22 protein-coding genes are annotated in these 18,272 nt (G+C 69.1%); 21 read left to right on the top strand and 1 reads right to left on the bottom strand.

Going from position 1 to position 18,272, the window contains the following annotated elements:
- Positions 1 to 24: 24 nt before the first annotated feature.
- From msrA to RNZ50_17885, 5 genes are all read left to right on the top strand, one after another.
- A complete protein-coding gene (gene msrA, locus RNZ50_17905) occupies positions 25 to 684 on the top strand; it encodes a peptide-methionine (S)-S-oxide reductase MsrA (protein ID MDT8856871.1) in 660 nt (219 codons plus the stop codon).
- A gap of 3 nt (positions 685 to 687) precedes the next feature.
- Positions 688 to 1,251 carry an FAD-dependent monooxygenase gene (locus RNZ50_17900; protein ID MDT8856870.1) on the top strand — a complete coding sequence of 188 codons (564 nt, stop codon included), beginning with the start codon at positions 688 to 690 and terminating at the stop codon, positions 1,249 to 1,251.
- The gene (locus tag RNZ50_17895; protein MDT8856869.1) at positions 1,248 to 1,817 is read left to right on the top strand and encodes a hypothetical protein; all 570 of its coding nucleotides are present in this window, start codon (positions 1,248 to 1,250) and stop codon (positions 1,815 to 1,817) included. Before RNZ50_17900 ends, RNZ50_17895 begins: the two co-directional genes overlap by 4 nt.
- Before the next feature lie 67 nt (positions 1,818 to 1,884).
- On the top strand, positions 1,885 to 2,757 hold the full coding sequence (locus tag RNZ50_17890) for a 50S ribosomal protein L11 methyltransferase (protein MDT8856868.1): 873 nt from the start codon (positions 1,885 to 1,887) through the stop codon (positions 2,755 to 2,757).
- Positions 2,758 to 2,835: 78 nt separating this feature from the next.
- Complete coding sequence (locus RNZ50_17885) at positions 2,836 to 3,204, top strand: hypothetical protein (protein ID MDT8856867.1); 369 nt, start codon at positions 2,836 to 2,838, stop codon at positions 3,202 to 3,204.
- Positions 3,205 to 3,305: 101 nt separating this feature from the next.
- Here RNZ50_17885 and RNZ50_17880 read toward each other — a convergent pair whose 3' ends face one another.
- The gene (locus RNZ50_17880; protein ID MDT8856866.1) at positions 3,306 to 3,518 is read right to left on the bottom strand and encodes a DUF1127 domain-containing protein; all 213 of its coding nucleotides are present in this window, start codon (positions 3,516 to 3,518) and stop codon (positions 3,306 to 3,308) included.
- Positions 3,519 to 3,833: 315 nt separating this feature from the next.
- On the opposite strand from RNZ50_17880, the gene ruvC reads away from it, so the two are divergent.
- The 16 genes from ruvC (at position 3,834) to ftsH (ending at position 18,271) form a co-directional block, all read left to right on the top strand.
- On the top strand, positions 3,834 to 4,370 hold the full coding sequence (gene ruvC, locus RNZ50_17875) for a crossover junction endodeoxyribonuclease RuvC (GenBank protein ID MDT8856865.1): 537 nt from the start codon (positions 3,834 to 3,836) through the stop codon (positions 4,368 to 4,370).
- Positions 4,367 to 5,047 (top strand): Holliday junction branch migration protein RuvA, encoded by a 681-nt coding sequence (gene ruvA / locus RNZ50_17870; GenBank protein ID MDT8856864.1) that lies wholly within the window; start codon positions 4,367 to 4,369, stop codon positions 5,045 to 5,047. Before ruvC ends, ruvA begins: the two co-directional genes overlap by 4 nt.
- Before the next feature lie 59 nt (positions 5,048 to 5,106).
- Positions 5,107 to 6,126: a zinc metalloprotease HtpX gene (gene htpX / locus RNZ50_17865; protein MDT8856863.1), complete on the top strand. Its 1,020-nt coding sequence runs from the start codon at positions 5,107 to 5,109 to the stop codon at positions 6,124 to 6,126.
- A 76-nt stretch (positions 6,127 to 6,202) separates the two neighbouring features.
- Positions 6,203 to 7,231, top strand: coding sequence for a Holliday junction branch migration DNA helicase RuvB (ruvB, locus tag RNZ50_17860; protein ID MDT8856862.1), 1,029 nt, complete (start codon positions 6,203 to 6,205; stop codon positions 7,229 to 7,231).
- A 289-nt stretch (positions 7,232 to 7,520) separates the two neighbouring features.
- Complete coding sequence (locus tag RNZ50_17855; GenBank protein ID MDT8856861.1) at positions 7,521 to 7,667, top strand: hypothetical protein; 147 nt, start codon at positions 7,521 to 7,523, stop codon at positions 7,665 to 7,667.
- Between the two features lie 487 nt (positions 7,668 to 8,154).
- Complete coding sequence (locus RNZ50_17850; GenBank protein MDT8856860.1) at positions 8,155 to 8,769, top strand: hypothetical protein; 615 nt, start codon at positions 8,155 to 8,157, stop codon at positions 8,767 to 8,769.
- A 66-nt stretch (positions 8,770 to 8,835) separates the two neighbouring features.
- Complete coding sequence (locus tag RNZ50_17845; protein ID MDT8856859.1) at positions 8,836 to 9,231, top strand: DUF3775 domain-containing protein; 396 nt, start codon at positions 8,836 to 8,838, stop codon at positions 9,229 to 9,231.
- Positions 9,232 to 9,297: 66 nt separating this feature from the next.
- A complete protein-coding gene (gene ybgC, locus RNZ50_17840) occupies positions 9,298 to 9,729 on the top strand; it encodes a tol-pal system-associated acyl-CoA thioesterase (GenBank protein ID MDT8856858.1) in 432 nt (143 codons plus the stop codon).
- An 87-nt stretch (positions 9,730 to 9,816) separates the two neighbouring features.
- The gene (gene tolQ, locus RNZ50_17835; GenBank protein MDT8856857.1) at positions 9,817 to 10,512 is read left to right on the top strand and encodes a protein TolQ; all 696 of its coding nucleotides are present in this window, start codon (positions 9,817 to 9,819) and stop codon (positions 10,510 to 10,512) included.
- A 3-nt stretch (positions 10,513 to 10,515) separates the two neighbouring features.
- Entirely contained in the window at positions 10,516 to 10,989 is a 474-nt protein-coding gene (tolR, locus tag RNZ50_17830; GenBank protein ID MDT8856856.1) for a protein TolR, read from the top strand.
- A 10-nt stretch (positions 10,990 to 10,999) separates the two neighbouring features.
- Positions 11,000 to 12,175: a cell envelope biogenesis protein TolA gene (locus RNZ50_17825; protein ID MDT8856855.1), complete on the top strand. Its 1,176-nt coding sequence runs from the start codon at positions 11,000 to 11,002 to the stop codon at positions 12,173 to 12,175.
- Positions 12,176 to 12,280: 105 nt separating this feature from the next.
- Positions 12,281 to 13,615 (top strand): Tol-Pal system beta propeller repeat protein TolB, encoded by a 1,335-nt coding sequence (gene tolB / locus RNZ50_17820; GenBank protein ID MDT8856854.1) that lies wholly within the window; start codon positions 12,281 to 12,283, stop codon positions 13,613 to 13,615.
- 96 nt (positions 13,616 to 13,711) lie between these two features.
- Positions 13,712 to 14,236 carry a peptidoglycan-associated lipoprotein Pal gene (pal, locus tag RNZ50_17815; GenBank protein MDT8856853.1) on the top strand — a complete coding sequence of 175 codons (525 nt, stop codon included), beginning with the start codon at positions 13,712 to 13,714 and terminating at the stop codon, positions 14,234 to 14,236.
- Between the two features lie 4 nt (positions 14,237 to 14,240).
- Entirely contained in the window at positions 14,241 to 15,053 is an 813-nt protein-coding gene (gene ybgF / locus RNZ50_17810; protein MDT8856852.1) for a tol-pal system protein YbgF, read from the top strand.
- On the top strand, positions 15,044 to 16,285 hold the full coding sequence (gene tilS / locus RNZ50_17805; protein MDT8856851.1) for a tRNA lysidine(34) synthetase TilS: 1,242 nt from the start codon (positions 15,044 to 15,046) through the stop codon (positions 16,283 to 16,285). The genes ybgF and tilS overlap by 10 nt, the downstream gene beginning before the upstream one ends.
- A gap of 75 nt (positions 16,286 to 16,360) precedes the next feature.
- Positions 16,361 to 18,271: an ATP-dependent zinc metalloprotease FtsH gene (ftsH, locus tag RNZ50_17800; GenBank protein ID MDT8856850.1), complete on the top strand. Its 1,911-nt coding sequence runs from the start codon at positions 16,361 to 16,363 to the stop codon at positions 18,269 to 18,271.
- Position 18,272: the final 1 nt, after the last annotated feature.

Here is an 18,272-nt window from a genome sequence, read left to right as displayed (position 1 = left end):
AACCCGACCGATTGGAGATGCGCCATGTTCTCGTTTAACCGCAAGAAATCCGCGATGGTATCGCTCGCCGACGCCCTGCCGGGGCGGGCCGAGCCATTGGCCACCGCCGAGACGCATTTTGTCTCGGGCCTGCCGCTGAAGTCGCCGGTGCCCGAGGGCATGGAGCAGGCGATGTTCGGCATGGGTTGTTTCTGGGGGGTGGAGCGCAAGTTCTGGCAGGTGCCCGGCGTCTGGCTGACCATGGTCGGCTATGCCGGGGGCTTCACCCCGAACCCGACCTACCGCGAGACCTGCACCCAGCTGACCGGGCACAACGAGGTGGTGCGGGTGATCTTCGATCCGGCGGTGGTGTCTTACGAGGCGCTCTTGAAGCTGTTCTGGGAAGGGCACGACCCGACGCAGGGGATGCGGCAGGGCAATGACGTGGGGTCCACCTACCGTTCGGGCATCTACACCTATACTCCGGCGCAGGCCGAGGCCGCCGAGGCCAGCCGCGCAGTCTATCAGGATGCGCTCAAGGCGGCGGGGCGCGGGGCGATCACCACCGAAATCGTGCCGGTGCCGACCTTCTATTTCGCCGAGGACTATCACCAGCAGTATCTGGCCAAGAACCCCGGCGGATATTGCGGCATCGGTGGCACCGGCGTCACCTGCCCGATCGGGCTGGGTGTTGCGGCGCGTTAGCGATTGGCAACCGGCCCCACCCATGACGTGATCGTGGTCGGGGCCGGGCCTGCCGGGTCTGCCGCGGCCCGCACGGCGGGGCTTTCGGTCGCGCTGATCGACAAGGCAAGGTTTCCGCGCGACAAGCTCTGCGGCGGGGCAGTCAGCGGGCGCGGTCTGCGCCATCTGCGCGAGGTGTTCGGGGCCGGCATTCCCGCCGATATGGCGCTGACGGTCCGCCGGGTGCGGATCATGGCCGGGGAGCGCCTGCTGGGCGAACTTGATCACGTGACGCCGCTGCATCTGGTGATGCGGCACGTCTTCGACGCCTTCCTGCGCGATCAGGCGGTGGCGGCGGGGGCCGAGGACTTCTGCGGCCAGCGCATCCTGTCGCTGGATCTCGACGCCGGGCGGGTGGAACTGGCGGCTGGCACGCTGCAGGGCCGGGTGGTGATCGGGGCCGATGGTGCGGCGAGCCCGGTGGCGCGTGCCCTGCACGGCAGGGCGTTTCACCCGGACCGCATCGGCTTTGCGCTGGAGGTCGAAGTTCCGCAGCCGACCCCGACCCGGTGCTGGAACTGGACATGACCGCCGCCGACTGGGGCTATGGCTGGGCCTTTCCCAAGCGGGGCGGGCTGACGCTGGGCGTGGGCGGGGTGCATCGCCGCAACCCCGACCTGCGGGCGCGGCTGGACATGCTGCTGGCGCGGCACGGCATCGACCCCGGCGCCTGCCGGATCAAGGGGGCCTTCCTGCCGTTCGGCGACCCGCGCCCCGCGCCGGGGCGGGGCGCGGTGCTGCTGGCGGGCGATGCGGCGGGGATGGTCGATCCGCTGACCGGCGAGGGCATCGCCTGGGCGATGCGGTCCGGGCAACTGGCGGCGCTGGCGGCGGCCGAGGCGCTGGCGGCGGGCCGCCCTCACACGGCGTTTGCCGCCTATGCCCATGCCCTGCGCCCGTTGCAGCGCGAACTGGCGCGGGCGCGGCTGGCGCGGTCGCTGGTCTATCATCCGCTTTTGCAGCGGCGCGGGCTGGACCTTATCGCCCGCCAGCCCGGAATGCAGCGGCGCCACATGCAGCTGTTGGCGGGCGAGATGTATTATGCCGACATCCCGTCGCGGCTGCCGAAACTGGCGCTGGCCCTGATGCGCTGACATCGGCCGCGCTTGACGCGGGCAGGGGGCGGGGCTATCCGGCCTCAACCCCATCAAGGATGCCGCCATGCCGACCTACACCGCCCTGACCACCCTGCCCGGACAGGACGCCGCCGAGGATCTGGCCGAGGCGCTGGAACGCCTGACCCCCGAACCGACCGGCGTCGGCGTGTTCGAGATCGAGGACGGCTCTGGCCTGTGGGAGGTTGGCGCCTATTTCCTCGAAACCCCCGACGACATCGCGCTGGCGATCCTCGCGGCAGCCTACGGGGCCGCGCCCTTCGCGCTTTCCGAACTGCCCGAGATCGACTGGGTCGCCAAGGTGCGGCGCGAGTTGTCGCCGGTCGATGCCGGGCGGTTCTTCGTCTATGGCAGCCATGACGCGGGCAAGGTTCCCGAAGGCCGGATCGGGCTGATGATCGAGGCGACGGTGGCCTTCGGCACCGGCCACCACGGCACCACGCTCGGCTGCCTGCGCGCCTTCGACCGGCTGGCGCTGGCGGGGTTTGCCCCGGCAAGGGTGGCCGACATCGGCTGCGGCACCGCCGTGCTGGCAATGGCCGCGGCGGCGGTGCTGCCCGATGCGCTGATCATCGCGTCGGATATCGATCAGGTGGCGGTTGACGTGGCGCAGGCCAACGTCTCGATCAACGGGCTGGAGGGGCGGCTGACCTGCGTCGAGGCGGCAGGCTTTGCCCACCCCGTGCTGAAGGAAGCGGCGCCTTTCGATCTGGTGTTCGCCAACATCCTGAAAGGCCCGCTGATCGAGCTTGCGCCCGACATGGCCGCCCATGTCGCCCCCGGCGGTCTGGTGATCCTGTCGGGCCTGCTGGTGGTGCAGGCCGAGGCGGTGACGGCCGCCTACGTAGCCTCCGGCTTCACGCTGGAAAGCCGGGACGACATCGGTGAATGGGCCACGCTGGTGCTGCGCCGCACCTGAGGCGATCTGCCTCAGAATCGCCAGATTCCCACCGTAGTTTCCCCATGTCGGGGGCGTTTATGGTGTTGGAGTGTGGCGATGGCCGACCCAAATCTGGTTGATTTCCACAATCGCGTCGCGCGGATCGAGACGGCCCGCGCCGGCGGCTTCGGCCACGAGGCGGAAGGCACGCTGGGCCGCGCCTTTTTCATCAGGCAACCCAGGCGGCGGTCGTGGCTGATGCCCGTCCTGTTCCTGACCTGCGCGGCCTTTGCGCTGAAGGGGGTCATGCTCTACAAGGTCGGCCCCACCCTTTACGAAGCGCGCGTCGAGCAGTTGCGGGCGGGCGAGGGGTTCGACCGGCTGGGCGGCATCCTGATGCAGGCCGATCCGGTCACTCTGTGGGTGGCCGACCGGGTGGCGCTGCTCGCGGTCCGGGTGGTGCTGCTGGCGGCCCCGGGGGCGTGAGCGCGGGTGCGATGCGGGTGGCGCAAATGGAAAGGCCGCGTCCCACGGGGGGCGCGGCCTTTGGCATGTCCGGGGCAGGCTCCCCGGACGGGCGGCGGCATTCAGCGGGTGATCGAGCCCAGCTGGTCGATGTCGCCGCGGCACAGGCCGATGTCGTCCAGTTCGCGGTCCGACAGCTTGCCAAGCGCGTTGCGCGTCACGCGGGCGTCGTTCCAGGCGGCGATCGAGGCGAACACGTTGCTGATCGACTGGATGAAGTGGTAAGTGGCGATAGCGCCGAACGGCGCCGGGCGGGTCGTCTCAGTGGCGGCCATGGCGGTGATCCTTTTCATAAACTGCTCATTGGGCGAGCATTGCTGCTTCTCAATAGCCAGATAATCCGGCGCCGTGCGGGCCGCAAGCTGCGGTGCAGCATGTCCGTGATGCAGGAAACGCATGGCTCCCTGCCGCAATCCTGCCATGATTTGGTGGGCCACCCGGGGGGCCGGAAAAGCGTCGCTTTCCATGGGGGACGCGTCGGTTTTCGGCGGCGTGTCTATCCGCGCGGCGGGATTCCGGCAAGGGGGAAAATCGGTTGGCTGATGTTCCCCTTTCGTGCTAGATCAGGGAAAACAAGAAAAGGGGCAGAGATGCGGGTTTTGGGGATCGACCCCGGGTTGCGAAACCTGGGCTGGGGGGTGATCGACGTTGCGGGGTCGCGACTCACCCATGTCGCAAACGGCATCTGCCATTCGGCCCCGGGGGCCGAGGATGCGGGCGACCTGGCACAGCGTTTGCTCAGCCTGCATACCCAGCTTTCGGCGGTGGTGGCGCTTTACGCGCCCGACACGGCGGCCGTCGAACACACTTTCGTCAACAAGGATGCGGTGGCGACGCTGAAGCTGGGGCAGGCGCGCGGCATTGCGCTGCTGGTGCCGGCCCAGGCCGGGATCGCGGTTGGCGAATACGCCCCGAACGCGGTGAAGAAGACCGTCGTCGGCGTCGGCCATGCCGCCAAGGTGCAGGTGGACCACATGGTTCGGCTGCACCTGCCCGGCGTGGTGATCGCGGGGCCTGATGCCGCAGACGCGCTGGCGGTGGCGATCTGCCATGCCCATCATGTGCAGTCGGCGGGCCGGATGCAGGCGGCGCTGCGCAAGGCCGACAGTGTGCGGGTAGCGGGATGATCGGCAAGCTTTCGGGGCGGCTTGACCATCGCGGGTCCGACCATGTGCTGATCGACGTGCGCGGCGTTGGGTATATCGTGCATGTGTCCGACCGCACGCTGGCGGGCCTGCCCCCGGTCGGCGAGGCGGTGGCGCTTTATACCGAACTCCTCGTGCGCGAGGATCTGCTGCAACTGTTCGGCTTTCCGACCATGCTGGAAAAGGAGTGGCACCGCCTGCTGGTCACTGTGCAGGGCGTGGGGGCCAAGGCCGCGATGGCCATCCTCGGCACGCTGGGGCCGGAAGGCGTTGCGCGGGCGATCATGCTGGCCGATGTGCGCGCGATTCAGGCCGCACCGGGCGTTGGGCCCAAGATCGCGCAGCGCGTGGTGCTGGAACTGAAGTCGAAGGTCGGGTCGGTGATGGCGATGGGGGCCAGCCTTTCGGCCCCGGCCGAGGCCGACGAGGTGATCGAGGTCGCGCCCCAGCGCCCGACCCGCAAGCCGACCGCCGTGAAGCCCGGCCCGGCGCAGGCGCGGGCGGGCTATACCGCCGATGCGCTGTCGGCGCTCCTGAACCTCGGCTACGCGCAGGGCGACGCGGCGCAGGCCGTGGCGCAGGCAGCGGGCGAGGCACCCGAGGCCGACACCGCCGCCCTGATCCGGCTGGCGCTGAAGCTGCTGGCGCCGCGCCAATAGGGGTCTTGCGCGCGGGACGGCAGGTTTCCATATCGGCAGTTCCTGCGACGGAGGCTGCGATGGGATACTTGCGAACCGGCATTCTGATGGCCGCACTGACCGCCCTGTTCATGGGGCTGGGCGCGCTTCTGGGTGGCAGCACCGGCGCGCTGATCGCGCTGGTGCTGGCAGCGGCGATGAACCTGTTCACCTGGTGGAACTCTGACCGGGCGGTGCTGTCGATGCACGGCGCACAGGCGGTTGACGAGCGCACCGCCCCCGACTTCGTGGCGCTGGTGCACCGGCTGGCCGATGGCGCGGGAATGCCGCGCCCCAGGGTCTATGTGATCGACACCGACCAGCCCAACGCCTTTGCCACCGGGCGCAACCCCGAGAATGCGGCCGTCGCCGCCACCACCGGCCTGCTGCGCAGCCTGTCGCCCGAGGAACTGGCGGGGGTGATCGCGCATGAACTGGCCCACATCCGCAACCACGACACGCTGATCATGACGGTGACGGCCACCTTTGCCGGGGCGATCTCGATGCTGGCCAACTTCGCGCTGATCTTCGGCGGCGACCGCGACCGACCGGGCGGCATTGTCGGCACGCTGCTGCTGATGATCCTGGCGCCGCTGGCGGCGGGGCTGGTGCAGATGGCGATTTCGCGCAGCCGGGAATACGAGGCCGACCGGCTGGGCGCGGAAATCTGCGGCCGGCCGCTGTGGCTCGCCTCGGCGCTGGGGCGGATCGAGGCGATGGCACAGCGGATCGACAACCCGGCGGCCGAGCGCAACCCGGCCAGCGCGCACATGTTCATCATCAACCCGCTTCACGCCCACGCCCGCGACCGCCTGTTCGCCACCCACCCCGCCACCGCGAACCGCATCGCCGCGCTGCAGGCGATGGCCGGCCAGGCGGGGGCGGGCCAGACGGGGGCGGGCCAGGCGGGGGCGGGCCAGACGGGGGCGGGCCAGACGGGGGCGGGCCAGACGGGGGCGGGCCAGACGGGGGCGGGCCAGACGGGGGCGGGCGCGGTCGCAGCAACCTCTGGCCGCCTGCCGCGCGTCAGCCGCGCCGCGCGCAAAGGCCCCTGGGCCTGAAGGCCCCGGGCCTGATGCTTCCGGACCCGACGCTTCCCCCTTGCATCGCGGCGCGTGTTCGGGGATTGTTCCGGCCATGAGCCAGCCCGATCCCTCCCTGCGCCCCGAGGCGCTGCCCGGCGATGCCGACCGCGCGCTGCGCCCGCAGGTGCTTGAGGATTTCGTCGGCCAGGCCGAGGCGCGGGCCAACCTGCGGGTGTTCATCGAAAGCGCCAGGATGCGCGGCGAGGCGATGGACCACACGCTTTTTCACGGCCCGCCCGGTCTTGGCAAGACCACGCTGGCGCAGATCATGGCGCGGGAACTGGGGGTCGGCTTCCGCATGACCTCGGGGCCGGTGCTGGCCAAGGCGGGCGATCTGGCGGCGATCCTGACCAATCTGGAGCCGCGCGACGTGCTTTTCATCGACGAGATCCACCGCCTGTCGCCGGTGGTCGAGGAGGTGCTTTATCCCGCGATGGAGGATTTCGCGCTCGATCTGGTGATCGGCGAGGGGCCGGCCGCGCGGACGGTGCGGATCGACCTGCAACCCTTCACGCTGGTCGGGGCCACGACCCGGCTGGGGCTGCTGACAACGCCGCTGCGCGACCGGTTCGGGATTCCGACGCGGCTGCAATTCTATACCGAGGACGAGCTTGATCTGATCGTGACCCGCGGTGCGCGTCTGCTGGGCATACCGGCCGAACCGGCGGGCACGCGCGAGATTGCCCGGCGGGCGCGGGGCACGCCGCGCATCGCGGGGCGGCTGCTGCGCCGGGTGGTGGATTTCGTGCTGGTCGAGGGCGACGGGCATCTGACGCAGGCGATTGCCGACCGGGCGCTGACGCGGCTGGGGGTCGATCATCTGGGGCTGGATGGCGCGGACCGGCGCTACATGCTGCTGCTTGCCGAACATTATGGCGGCGGGCCGGTCGGGGTGGAAACCATCTCGGCCGCGCTGTCGGAGGCGCGCGACGCGATCGAGGAGGTGATCGAGCCGTTCCTCTTGCAGCAGGGCCTTGTCCAGCGCACGCCGCGCGGGCGGATGCTGGCGGCGCGGGCCTGGCGGCATCTGGGGCTGGAGGCGCCGAGGGCGCCGGGGCAGACCGATCTGTTCGAGGGCTGATACCACGCGTGAAAATCCTGGCAAGATATTGTTTTGGAACATTAAAGATTGTTTCGTCAAGGTTTCGTGAACCATTCGCTGTGGCCCCGGTGCAAGGGTTCGCCAAAGTTTCTGGTTTGGCGCGGAACCGGTGCTGCCATTCGTCGTGCTGGCGCGTTGATCCCGGTCGGGCCGTGCCCGGCGCAAAGGGCGGCACGCCCCATCAGTCCTGCAACCACCCGGCGTCCACCCGGCACTGTCGCCCGGATGTCCGGTTGCAGGCCGGACCCAAAGCAAAGGAATACAAGCCATGAGACCCGATGTTCTGAAGATCGTCATCCTGGCGCTGGTCGTCCTGGCCGGCGTTCTGGCCTATTATCTCTATCAGGAGCGCCAGCAGCCGACCGGGGTCGAGATCAAGATCGACGAGGGCGGCATCTCGATTCAGGAGAACTAGGCCGGCCTTGCGGCAGGGGGCGGCCGTCCCCTGCGGCGGGGTTGTTGGGGGACAGTCGCATCCAGTGGGACGGGACGTGCGCCGGGCGGCGGTTCTGGCGGGGAGTGCGGTGCCTCCGGCGGGGATATTTGAGAACAGAAGAATTGGGGGCGGTGGGAGGTGCGCCGGGCGGCGGTTCTGGCGGGGAGGGCGGTGCCTCCGGCGGGGATGTTTGAGAACAGAAGAATTGGGGGCGGTGGGAGGTGCGCCGGGCGGCGGTTCTGGCGGGGAGGGCGGTGCCTCCGGCGGGGATATTTGAGAACAGAAGAATTGGGGGCGGTGCGAGGGACGCCGGGCGGCGGGTCGGGGGGAGGGCGGTGCCTCCGGTGGGGATGTTTGGAAAGAAGAAGTGAGGGCGGGGGCCGTGACTCTTGATCGGGCGGGGCGGCGGGGGTAATCGGGGCTGGGGCGGCGGTGCTGGCGGGCCTGGGCTGCGCGGGGGGGCGATGTGACGGCAGACGAGGTTGAGGCGCTGTTCACCCGCGCGGACGGGCAATATCTGTTCGCGCGCTGGGGGCGGCCCATCGTGCCGGTGGTGTTCGGGGTCGATGATGCGACGCTGGGCGTGGTGAAGGGGGCGATCGAGGCGGTCGTGCTGCTGGCGGGGCACCGCATGGCCGGGACCGACCCGGAACTGGGCGCCAACCTGATGCTGTTCTTCGTTCACGACTGGGCCGAGCTGCCGCAGGTGCCGGGGCTGGACCGGCTGGTGCCGGATCTGGCGGCGATCTGCGCCCGGCTGGAGGCGGCGGGGGCGAACCAGTACCGCGCCTTCCGCTTCGATGCGGGCGGCGCGATCCGGGCGGCCTTCGTCTTCCTGCGAATGGACGCGCATCTGGCGGCGGAGGCGGCCGAGACGCTGGCGCTGGCGCAGGCGGTGCAGGTGATCGTGCTGTGGTCGGACCGGGCCTTCGCGGCCGAGGGGCCGCTGGCGCTGGCGGGGGACCGGGTGATCCTGCGGCCGGACATCGCGGGGATCATTAGGGCGGGCTATGACCCGGTGCTGCCCGAGGTGGCGCGCGAGGCCAGCCACGCGCTGCGGCTGGCGGCACGGCTGGGCTGACCCATGTCAGTGCGGCGCCTGCCAGAGTGTGATCGGGTACGGCGAAAACCATGGAGGAGTGCTGCGATGGCCGACCTTGCGATTGATCTGGAAGAACTCGGGGCGCTGGTGCTGCGGCTCAAGGCGGTGATGGCCAAGGAGGGCATGGATTTCCCCGAACTGGGCGGCAATGCCTCGGACGATCCGATCCCGGAAGCATTGCAGCAGACCGAGGGCGATCTGAGCCAGGACGAGATTACCCAGGAAATCGAGACGATGAACGACGATCAGCAGGATGCGCTGGTGGCGTTGTTCTGGATCGGGCGCGGCGATGCCGAGCCCGAAGCCTGGGCCGAGACGCTGGAACTGGCCCGGGAACGCCATACCGGGCGGGTCAGCACCTATCTGCTGGGCAAGCCGCTGGTGGCAACCTATCTGGAGGACGGGCTGGAGCAGTTGCGCGAGGCGGGCGTTCTGGAGTGACCGGCGCTTGATTTCGGGCAGGCTGCGGGATAGCCGGGGCGGGCCGCAACGTTCGGGGGTGCCGGGATGGCCCACAGCTTTGCCCTTCGGGTCTATTACGAGGACACCGATCTGGCGGGGATCGTCTATTACGCCAATTACCTGAAGTTCATCGAGCGCGCGCGCAGCGAATGGGTGCGCGGGCTGGGGGTGGACCAGCGCGCGCTGCGGGCGGCCGAGGGGATCGTGTTCGCGGTCCGGCGCATCGAGGCGGATTATCTGCGCCCGGCCGTGTTCGACGATCTTCTGACGGTGGAGACCGCGCCGGTGGCGGTGACCGGCGCGCGGATCGTGCTGGATCAGGCGGTTCTGCGCGGGGCGGAGCGGCTGTTTTCGGCGCGGGTGACGCTGGTCTGCCTTGGGCGCGGCGGGGCGGCGCAGCGGCTGCCGGGGGAATTGCGGCGCCTGTTGTCACCCTGCAAAGAGGGGGCGGGGGATGGGCGTGATTTCGCGTCCTGACAGAGATGTGTTGGCATTCCCCTTCAAAACCGGATAGAATCAGCCCAAAGAACGGTCGCGAGAACGACCCAGAAAAAGAGCAGGCCTATGGAAACGGATACCCTTGCGATGGCGCAGGAGATTGATTTCTCGCTGCTGGCGCTCTTCGCGCGTGCGACGATCACGGTGAAGCTGGTCATGATCACATTGCTGGTCATGTCTTTCTGGTCATGGGCGATCATCATCCGCAAGCACCTGATGTTCCGCGCCTCGCAGCACGAGGCGGCGGTGTTCGACCGCGCCTTCTGGTCGGGCGAGCCGCTGGACGAGCTGTTCGAGAAGATCGGGCCGCAGCCCGAAGGGGCCTCGGGCAAGATATTTGCCAGCGGGATGCTGGAGTGGCGGCGCAGCCACCGGCAGGACGGCGGGCTGATCGCGGGGGCGCAGGCGCGGATCGACCGGTCGATGGATGTGGCGATCGCCAAGGAAAGCGAGGCGCTGAACAAGGGGCTGAGCTTCCTGGCTACCGTGGGGTCCACCGCGCCGTTCATCGGGCTGTTCGGCACGGTGTTCGGCATCATGCATTCCTTCACCCAGATCGCGATTTCCAAGAACACCGATCTGGCGACGGTGGCCCCCGGCATCGCCGAGGCGCTGCTGGCGACCGGGATCGGGCTGATTGCCGCCATTCCGGCGGTGGTGTTCTACAACAAGCTGAATGCCGACGGCGAGCGGATCATCGGCGGCTACGAGGCGTTCGCCGACGAGTTCGCCACCATCCTTTCGCGCCAGCTGGACGCCTGAGCGATGGGGGCGGGGGTCACCAAATCGGCGGGCGGCGGTGGTCGGCGCGGGCGCAGGCGGGGTCGCTCGCCCGCGATGTCGGAAATCAACGTGACGCCGTTTGTCGACGTGATGCTGGTGCTCTTGATCATCTTCATGGTGACGGCGCCGCTGCTGACGGTGGGCGTGCCGATCGAATTGCCCGATACCGCCGCAAGTTCCATCCCGACCGAGCAGGAGGAGCCGCTGACGATCACCATGACCGCCGATGGCCGTCTGCTGATCCAGACCGCCGAGGTGGTCGAGGGCGAGCTGATCCCGAAGCTGCGGGCGATTGCGTCGGAGCGGGTCAGCGACAAGGTGTTCCTGCGGGCCGACGGGGCGATTGCCTATGAAAAGGTGGCGCAGGTGATGGGTGCGCTGAACGCGGGCGGGTTCCGCAACATCGGCCTCGTGACCGATACCAACGGGCCGACCTTCGGCGGCAGCGGCGGCTAGGTCTGCACCTATGGACAATGGGGTGATCATCTCTGGCATCGGGCATCTGAGCCTGATCCTGTGGGTGCTGTTCGGGGGCTGGTTCGTCCGGCTCGACGAGCCGCCTGCCGTGGCGGTGACAGAAGTGTCGCTGATGTCGTCGGCCGAGTTCGATGCGCTGGCCTCGGCGGCGCCGCTGGCACCGGGGGCTGCGGCGGCACCGGAGCAGCCCGAGGTGGCCCCGCCCGATCCGGTGCAGCCGGAACTGGCCCAGGAGTCGCCGCCGCCCGCCCCCGAAGTGCCCGCCCCGCCGCAGCCCGCGCCCGAACCGGACCCGGCGCCCGACGTGACCGAGATCGAGCCGCTGCCCGCCCCGGTGGTGACCGAAGTGCCGCCGGAACCGACGCTGGCCCCCCCGGCCGAGGTCGAGCAGCCGCTGCCCGCCCCGGTCAGCAGCGTGAAGCCCAAGCCGCGCCCTGCGCCGCGCGTGGCCCCCGAGGCCGCGCCGGCCCCCGAACCCGATGCGGTGATCGCCGAACAGGCCACGCCGGCGGTGACCCCCGAACCTGCGCCCGAAGCTGCGGTGGTCGAGGAACCGACGCCAGCCGCCGCCCCGCCCGAGGCCAGCACGCAGATCATCACCGAGGCGGTCGAAACCGCCGACACGCCCGAACTTGCCCCGACCAGCAGCGCGCGGCCGAAGTCGCGCCCGGCGAAGGCCGCAACGCCGGTGCCCGAGGCGGTTTCTGCCGCGCCGGCCCCGGCCGAGACGGCCGCCGAACGGGATGCCGTGGCTGAGGCCATTGCCGCCGCCATGGCGGAAGCCGCCGCCCAACCCGCGCCGACGGGCGGGGCGGACGGGCCGTCGGAACGGCCCGTCGGGCCGCCGATGTCGGCGGGCGAGAAGGATGCGCTGCGCGTTGCGGTGCAGCAATGCTGGAACGTCGGCGCGCTGTCGTCGGACGCGATGCGGGTGACGGTGACGCTGGCCGTCTCGGTCGGGCGCGACGGCGTGCCGGACCGCGGCTCGATCACCATGACCGGCGCCACCGGCGGGTCGGATGTTGCCGCGCGGCAGGCCTTCGAGACGGCGCGGCGGGCGATCATCCTGTGCGGTGCAAAGGGCTTTCCGCTGCCCGCAGACAAATACGACCAGTGGCGCGAGCTTGAACTGGTGTTCAACCCCGAAGGGATGCGGTTCAAATGACCATCAGACCCCGGCAATGCCAAAGACGGCGGCACCCTTCCGACCCAACCCTTCCCGGCACGCTGCCACCCAGATGCCGGTCACCCCGGAGAGCATGAGGACACCATGACCCTGTTCAGAACCCTCACCCCCGCGCTTGCGGTATTGGCGCTGCTGGCCGGGCCGATGCCGATGGCGCTGGCGCAGACCGGCCCGTTGCGGATCGAGATCACCGAAGGGGTCATCGAACCCCTGCCGTTCGCGGTGCCCGATTTCATCGCCGAGAACGCCGCGGCGGGCAAGTATGCCGTCGACATTGCGCGGGTGATCGCGTCCGACCTGTCGGGCACCGGGCTGTTTCGCGAGATTCCGGCCAGCGCGCACATCTCGCGCGTGACCAGCTTCGATGCGCCGGTCTCCTACCCCGACTGGAAGGCGATCAACGCGCAGGCGCTGATCACCGGGGCGGTCAGCGCCTCGGGCGACCGGATCGTGGTCAAGTTCCGGCTTTATGACGTGTTTTCCGGCGCGCCGCTGGGCGAGGGGCTGCAATTCGCGGGCACCACGCAAAGCTGGCGGCGGATGGCGCACAAGGTGGCCGACGCCGCCTATGCCCGCATCACCGGCGAGGGCGGCTATTTCGACAGCCGCGTGGTGTTCGTGGCCGAAAGCGGGCCGAAGAACCAGCGCGCCAAGCGGCTGGGCGTGATGGATTACGACGGCGCCAACGTGCAGTATCTGACCGACAGCAACTCGCTGGTGCTGGCGCCGCGCTTTTCGCCCACCGGCGACCGCATCCTCTATACCTCGTACACGTCGGGTTTCCCGCGCATCTACCTGATGGACGTGGGCAGCCTGCGCACCCGCGCGCTGGATGAACAGCCCGGCACCATGACCTTCGCGCCGCGCTTTGCCCCCGATGGCCGCACGGTGGTGTTTTCGCTGGAACAGGGCGGCAACTCGGACATCTACACCGTGGACAGCCAGTCGGGTGCCCTGTCGCGCCTGACCAATGCGCCCTCGATCGAGACGGCGCCCAGCTATTCGCCCGACGGCAGCCGGATCGTGTTTGAAAGCGACCGCTCGGGCACCCAGCAGCTTTACATCATGTCGGCGGGTGGCGGCGAGCCGCAGCGGATTTCCAACGGGCAGGGCCGCTATGGCACCCCGGTCTGGTCGCCGCGCGGTGACCTGATCGCCTTTACCAAGCAGCATCAGGGCCGCTTCCATATCGGGGTGATGCGCACCGACGGGTCGGAAGAACGGCTGCTGACCGCCTCGTTCCTCGACGAGGGCCCGACCTGGGCGCCGAATGGCCGGGTGATCATGTTCACCCGCGAAACCTCGGGCGAGGGCGGGCGCGCGGCGCTGTATTCGGTGGACATCTCGGGGCGCAACCTGCGCCAGGTGCCGACCGAAGGCTCTGCCTCGGACCCCGCGTGGTCGCCGCTGCTGCCCTGAATTTGCTGCGCCGCCGCGATTCACAAGGCGGCGCGAACCTGTTATGCTTTGGCCAATCGAGCCAAGATCATGCCAAGATCAAGAAGGATTCCCGGAATGACGTATTTTCCCAAAGCCCTGCTGCTGGTGGCAGTCCTCGGCCTTGCGGCCTGCAACAACCCTGATCGTTACGGCGCAGGCGGCGCCGGGGCGGGAGGCGCGGGCGGCGCAGGCGGTGCCGGGGGCATCGGCACGACCGGGCTCGGCGATCCGACCTCGACCGCGTATTTCCAGGCGACGGTGGGCGACCGGGTGTTCTTTGCCGTCGATCAGAACAACCTGTCCGACACCGCGCGCGGCACGCTGAGCCAGCAGGCAAGCTGGCTGCAGACCAACCGCGACTACGCGATCATCATCGAAGGCCATGCCGACGAGCAGGGCACGCGTGAATACAACCTGGCGCTGGGTGCGCGCCGCGCTTCGGCGGTGCAGGACTACCTGATCTCGCAGGGTGTGGCCCCGTCGCGGATGCGGACCGTGAGCTATGGCAAGGAGCGCCCGGTCGAGGTCTGCTCGACCGAGGATTGCTACTCGCGCAACCGCCGCGCCGTCACGGTGCTGTCGCTGGGGTCGGGGGTCTGAGGCCATGAAGATGCTGCGCGCCTTCGCGGTGCTGGTGTTCCTGCCGCTGCCTGCGCTGGCGCAGGACCGGGCGCAGACGCTGGCCGACATCAGGGCCGAACTGTCCGGGCTGAGCGCCCAGATCGTCGCCCTGAAGCAGGAACTGGTCAGCACCGGCGCGGCGCAAAGCGGCGCGGCCGGCGGGTCGGCGCTGCAGCGGATGGATACGCTGGAATCGGCGCTGATGGCGTTGACCTCCAAGACCGAGGCGCTGGACCTGCGGATCAACCGTGTGGTCAACGACGGCACGCTGCGGCTGGCGGATCTGGAGTTCCGCGTGGTGGAACTGGAGGGCGGCGACATCGCCGCCCTGCCGCCCGCGGCGACGCTGGGCGGGAGTGCGGGGGCTGCGGCCCCGGCGGCGCAGGCCCCGGTGACGGGCGGTGCCGAACTGGCAGTGGGCGAACAGGCAGACTTTGACCGGGCCAAGGGGGTGCTCGGTCAGGGTGACTTTCGCACCGCCGCGGACCAGTTTGCGACCTTTACCCAGACCTATACGGGTGGGCCCCTGACCTACGAGGCGCATTTCCTGCGCGGCGAGGCGCTGGCGCAACTGGGCGAGACCTCGAACGCCGCGCGGGCGTATCTGGAAAGCTTTTCGGGTGAACCGAACGGGCCGCGCGCCCCGGATGCGCTGCTGAAGCTGGGGCAGGCGCTGGGCACGCTGGGGCAGACGCCCGAAGCCTGCGTGACGCTGACCGAGGTTGGCGTGCGCTTTCCCGGCAGCCAGCCCGCGACCGACGCGCAGGCGGCGATGCAGGGGCTGGGGTGTCCGTAGACGACGCGGGGCTGCTGGCGTGTCTGGGCCCGGTGCTGACGGGCGCGCCGCTGGGGCTGGCCGTATCGGGCGGTGGCGATTCCATGGCGATGCTGCATCTGGCGGTGCGGGCGGGTGCAGACCGCGGCCTGTTGCATGTGGTGACGGTCGATCACGGGCTCCGCGCCGAGAGTGCCGACGAGGCGCGGTTTGTCGGCCGGGTCTGTGCCGGGCTGGGGGTGGCGCATGTCACCCTGCGCTGGACGGGGTGGGACGGGCAGGGCAACACCGCAGATCAGGCGCGCCGGGCGCGTTACGGGTTGATGGCCGACTGGGCGCGGGCGACCGGCATCGGGCGGATCGCGCTGGCCCATACCCGCGACGATCAGGCCGAGACCTTTCTGATGCGGCTGGCGCGCAAGGCCGGGGTGGACGGGCTGGCCGCGATGGCGCCCTGCCGGGTGGCGCATGGCATCGCCTGGCTGCGGCCGCTGCTGGGCGTCGGGCGGGCCGACCTGCGGCGGTATCTTTCCGGGGCGGGGCTGCCCTGGATCGACGATCCCGGCAATGACGATCTGCGCCATGACAGGGTGAAGGCCCGGGCCGCGCTGGCGGTGCTGGACCCGCTGGGAATCGGCGCCGGGACGCTGGCCGAGGTGGCGCGCAACCTTGCCGTGGCGCGCCAGGCGCTGGACGAGGCAACGCGCGCCGCCGCGCGCCGCTGCTGCCGGGTCGATGGCGGCGACGTGGTGTTCGACCGGACGCTGTTCGGAGAGTTGCCCGCCGAGATTCGCCGCCGCCTGATGGAACGGGCGCTGCGCTGGGTGGCATCGGCGGAATATGGCCCAAGGGCCGCCGCGCTGGCCGGTTTTGTCGCAGCGGCCTGCGGCCGACAGCCGATGACGCTGCATGGCTGCCGCCTCTTGCCAGGCACCAGCGCCTTCCGCATCTGCCGCGAAGTGCAGGCCGTGAAGCATCTGGCGACTCCGGCGGATAAGCTGTGGGATGGCCGCTGGCAGTTTTCGGGGGCAGATTCCAACGGCTTGCAGGTGCGGGCCCTGGGGGCCTGCGGTCTTGCGCAACTGCCCGACTGGCGGGGCGCCGGGCGGCCGCGCGCCGCCCTGCTGGCTGCGCCTGCGCTGTGGCGAAATGACACAGTTGTCGCCGCGCCCCTGGCAGGGCGCGTGCAGGGCTGGCACCTGCAGGTCAAACCCGATGCCGAAGGGCTGTTTCTTTCCGCTTTATCGCATTGAACCCCCGTCACATATCTCTATCTTAGATGCAAAGCTGCGGCGCCCTTTGTCGCGCGACACCGTAAGGAGACATTCGTGGGTAACGCACGAAATATCGCATTCTGGGTTGTGCTGTTCCTGCTGATACTGGCGCTGTTCAACCTGTTCAGCGGCGGCCAGACCACCAGCGCCTCGCGTTCGATTTCCTATTCCGACTTCATCGCCCGAGTCGACCAGGGCGAGGTTGCCAGCGTGGTGCTGGACGGCGAGAAGGTGCTGGTGCGCGGCAAGGACGGCACGCAATACGTGGCGATCAAGCCTGCGGGGGAGGAAATCACCGACCGCCTGATCTCGAAGCAGGTCGAGGTTCGCGCCGAGGCGCAGGAACAATCGGGCTTCTTCTCGCTGCTCAGCCTGTGGCTGCCGTTCCTCGTGCTGATCGGGATCTGGATCTTCTTCATGAACCGGATGCAGGGCGGCGGCAAAGGCGGGGCGATGGGCTTTGGCAAATCGCGCGCCAAGCTGCTGACGGAAAAGCATGGCCGGGTGACGTTCGACGACGTGGCGGGCATCGACGAGGCCAAGGAAGAGCTTGAGGAGATTGTCGAATTCCTGCGCAACCCGCAGAAGTTCAGCCGTCTTGGCGGCAAGATCCCGAAAGGCGCGCTGCTGGTCGGCCCGCCGGGCACCGGCAAGACGCTGCTGGCGCGGGCGATTGCGGGCGAGGCCGGCGTTCCGTTCTTCACCATCTCGGGCTCCGATTTCGTGGAAATGTTCGTCGGCGTCGGTGCAAGCCGCGTGCGCGACATGTTCGAGCAAGCCAAGAAGAACGCGCCCTGCATCGTGTTCATCGACGAGATCGACGCCGTGGGCCGGGCGCGTGGCGTCGGCATGGGCGGCGGCAATGACGAGCGCGAACAGACGCTGAACCAGCTTCTGGTCGAAATGGACGGGTTCGAGGCCAACGAAGGCGTGATCATCGTGGCCGCGACCAACCGCAAGGACGTGCTCGACCCCGCGCTGCTGCGCCCGGGGCGGTTCGACCGCCAGATCCAGGTGCCGAACCCCGACATCAAGGGCCGCGAGAAGATCCTGACGGTTCATGCCCGCAAGGTGCCGGTGGGGCCGGATGTCGATCTGCGCATCATCGCGCGCGGCTGCCCCGGATTCTCGGGTGCCGATCTGGCGAACCTGGTGAACGAGGCGGCGCTGACCGCCGCGCGCGTCGGGCGGCGGTTCGTCACCATGGACGATTTCGAGAATGCCAAGGACAAGGTGATGATGGGGGCCGAGCGTCGCAGCATGGTGCTGACCGCCGACCAGAAGGAAAAGACCGCCTATCACGAGGCCGGCCACGCGATTGTCGGCATCAACATGCCGAAATGCGACCCGGTCTACAAAGCCACCATCATCCCCCGCGGCGGTGCCCTCGGGATGGTGGTCAGCCTGCCCGAGATGGACCGGCTGAACATGCACAAGGACGAAGGCAAGCAGAAGATCGCCATGACCATGGCCGGCAAGGCCGCCGAGATCATCAAGTATGGTGAAGAAGGCGTTTCCTCCGGCCCGGCGGGCGACATCCAGCAGGCCAGCGCGCTGGCGCGGGCGATGGTGATGCGCTGGGGCATGTCTGACAAGATCGGCAACATCGACTATGCCGAGGCGCATGAGGGCTATCAGGGCAACACCGGCGGCTTCTCGGTTTCGGCCGAAACCAAGACGCTGATCGAAGCCGAGGTGAAGGCGCTGATCGACGAGGGCTACGATGTGGCACGCCGGATTCTGCTGGAGAAATCGGTCGAGTTCGAACGGCTTGCGCGGGGGCTTCTGGAATATGAAACCCTGACCGGCGACCAGATCCGCAAGGTTGTGGCGGGCGAGGAGTTGGGGGGCAACGACGATGCCGGGTCTTCCAGCGGCGGCGTCAGTTCGATCGCGTCGATCCCGAAGACCAAGCCGCGGGCGGTCAAGCCCGATGGCGGTCTGGAACCCGAGCCGATGGCCTGAA

Source organism: Paracoccaceae bacterium Fryx2 (assembly GCA_032334235.1).
In the GTDB taxonomy this organism is placed as follows: domain Bacteria; phylum Pseudomonadota; class Alphaproteobacteria; order Rhodobacterales; family Rhodobacteraceae; genus JAVSGI01.
Note: the sequence above shows the minus strand (reverse complement) of the source record. Positions and strands in the feature narration are given on the sequence as shown.

Excerpts from the sequence above, each read along its gene's own strand:
- RNZ50_17895 (MDT8856869.1), top strand. The coding sequence starts at position 1,248 with ATGACCGCCGCCGACTGGGGCTATGGCTGGGCCTTTCCCAAGCGGGGC.
- htpX (MDT8856863.1), top strand. The coding sequence starts at position 5,107 with ATGGGATACTTGCGAACCGGCATTCTGATGGCCGCACTGACCGCCCTG.
- ruvA (MDT8856864.1), top strand. The coding sequence starts at position 4,367 with ATGATCGGCAAGCTTTCGGGGCGGCTTGACCATCGCGGGTCCGACCAT.
- tolQ (MDT8856857.1), top strand. The coding sequence starts at position 9,817 with ATGGAAACGGATACCCTTGCGATGGCGCAGGAGATTGATTTCTCGCTG.
- RNZ50_17885 (MDT8856867.1), top strand. The coding sequence starts at position 2,836 with ATGGCCGACCCAAATCTGGTTGATTTCCACAATCGCGTCGCGCGGATC.
- RNZ50_17825 (MDT8856855.1), top strand. The coding sequence starts at position 11,000 with ATGGACAATGGGGTGATCATCTCTGGCATCGGGCATCTGAGCCTGATC.
- RNZ50_17855 (MDT8856861.1), top strand. The coding sequence starts at position 7,521 with ATGAGACCCGATGTTCTGAAGATCGTCATCCTGGCGCTGGTCGTCCTG.
- tolR (MDT8856856.1), top strand. The coding sequence starts at position 10,516 with ATGGGGGCGGGGGTCACCAAATCGGCGGGCGGCGGTGGTCGGCGCGGG.
- pal (MDT8856853.1), top strand. The coding sequence starts at position 13,712 with ATGACGTATTTTCCCAAAGCCCTGCTGCTGGTGGCAGTCCTCGGCCTT.
- msrA (MDT8856871.1), top strand. The coding sequence starts at position 25 with ATGTTCTCGTTTAACCGCAAGAAATCCGCGATGGTATCGCTCGCCGAC.
- ybgC (MDT8856858.1), top strand. The coding sequence starts at position 9,298 with ATGGCCCACAGCTTTGCCCTTCGGGTCTATTACGAGGACACCGATCTG.
- RNZ50_17890 (MDT8856868.1), top strand. The coding sequence starts at position 1,885 with ATGCCGACCTACACCGCCCTGACCACCCTGCCCGGACAGGACGCCGCC.
- RNZ50_17845 (MDT8856859.1), top strand. The coding sequence starts at position 8,836 with ATGGCCGACCTTGCGATTGATCTGGAAGAACTCGGGGCGCTGGTGCTG.
- ruvC (MDT8856865.1), top strand. The coding sequence starts at position 3,834 with ATGCGGGTTTTGGGGATCGACCCCGGGTTGCGAAACCTGGGCTGGGGG.
- RNZ50_17880 (MDT8856866.1), bottom strand. The coding sequence starts at position 3,518 with ATGGCCGCCACTGAGACGACCCGCCCGGCGCCGTTCGGCGCTATCGCC.
- ruvB (MDT8856862.1), top strand. The coding sequence starts at position 6,203 with ATGAGCCAGCCCGATCCCTCCCTGCGCCCCGAGGCGCTGCCCGGCGAT.
- tolB (MDT8856854.1), top strand. The coding sequence starts at position 12,281 with ATGACCCTGTTCAGAACCCTCACCCCCGCGCTTGCGGTATTGGCGCTG.
- ybgF (MDT8856852.1), top strand. The coding sequence starts at position 14,241 with ATGAAGATGCTGCGCGCCTTCGCGGTGCTGGTGTTCCTGCCGCTGCCT.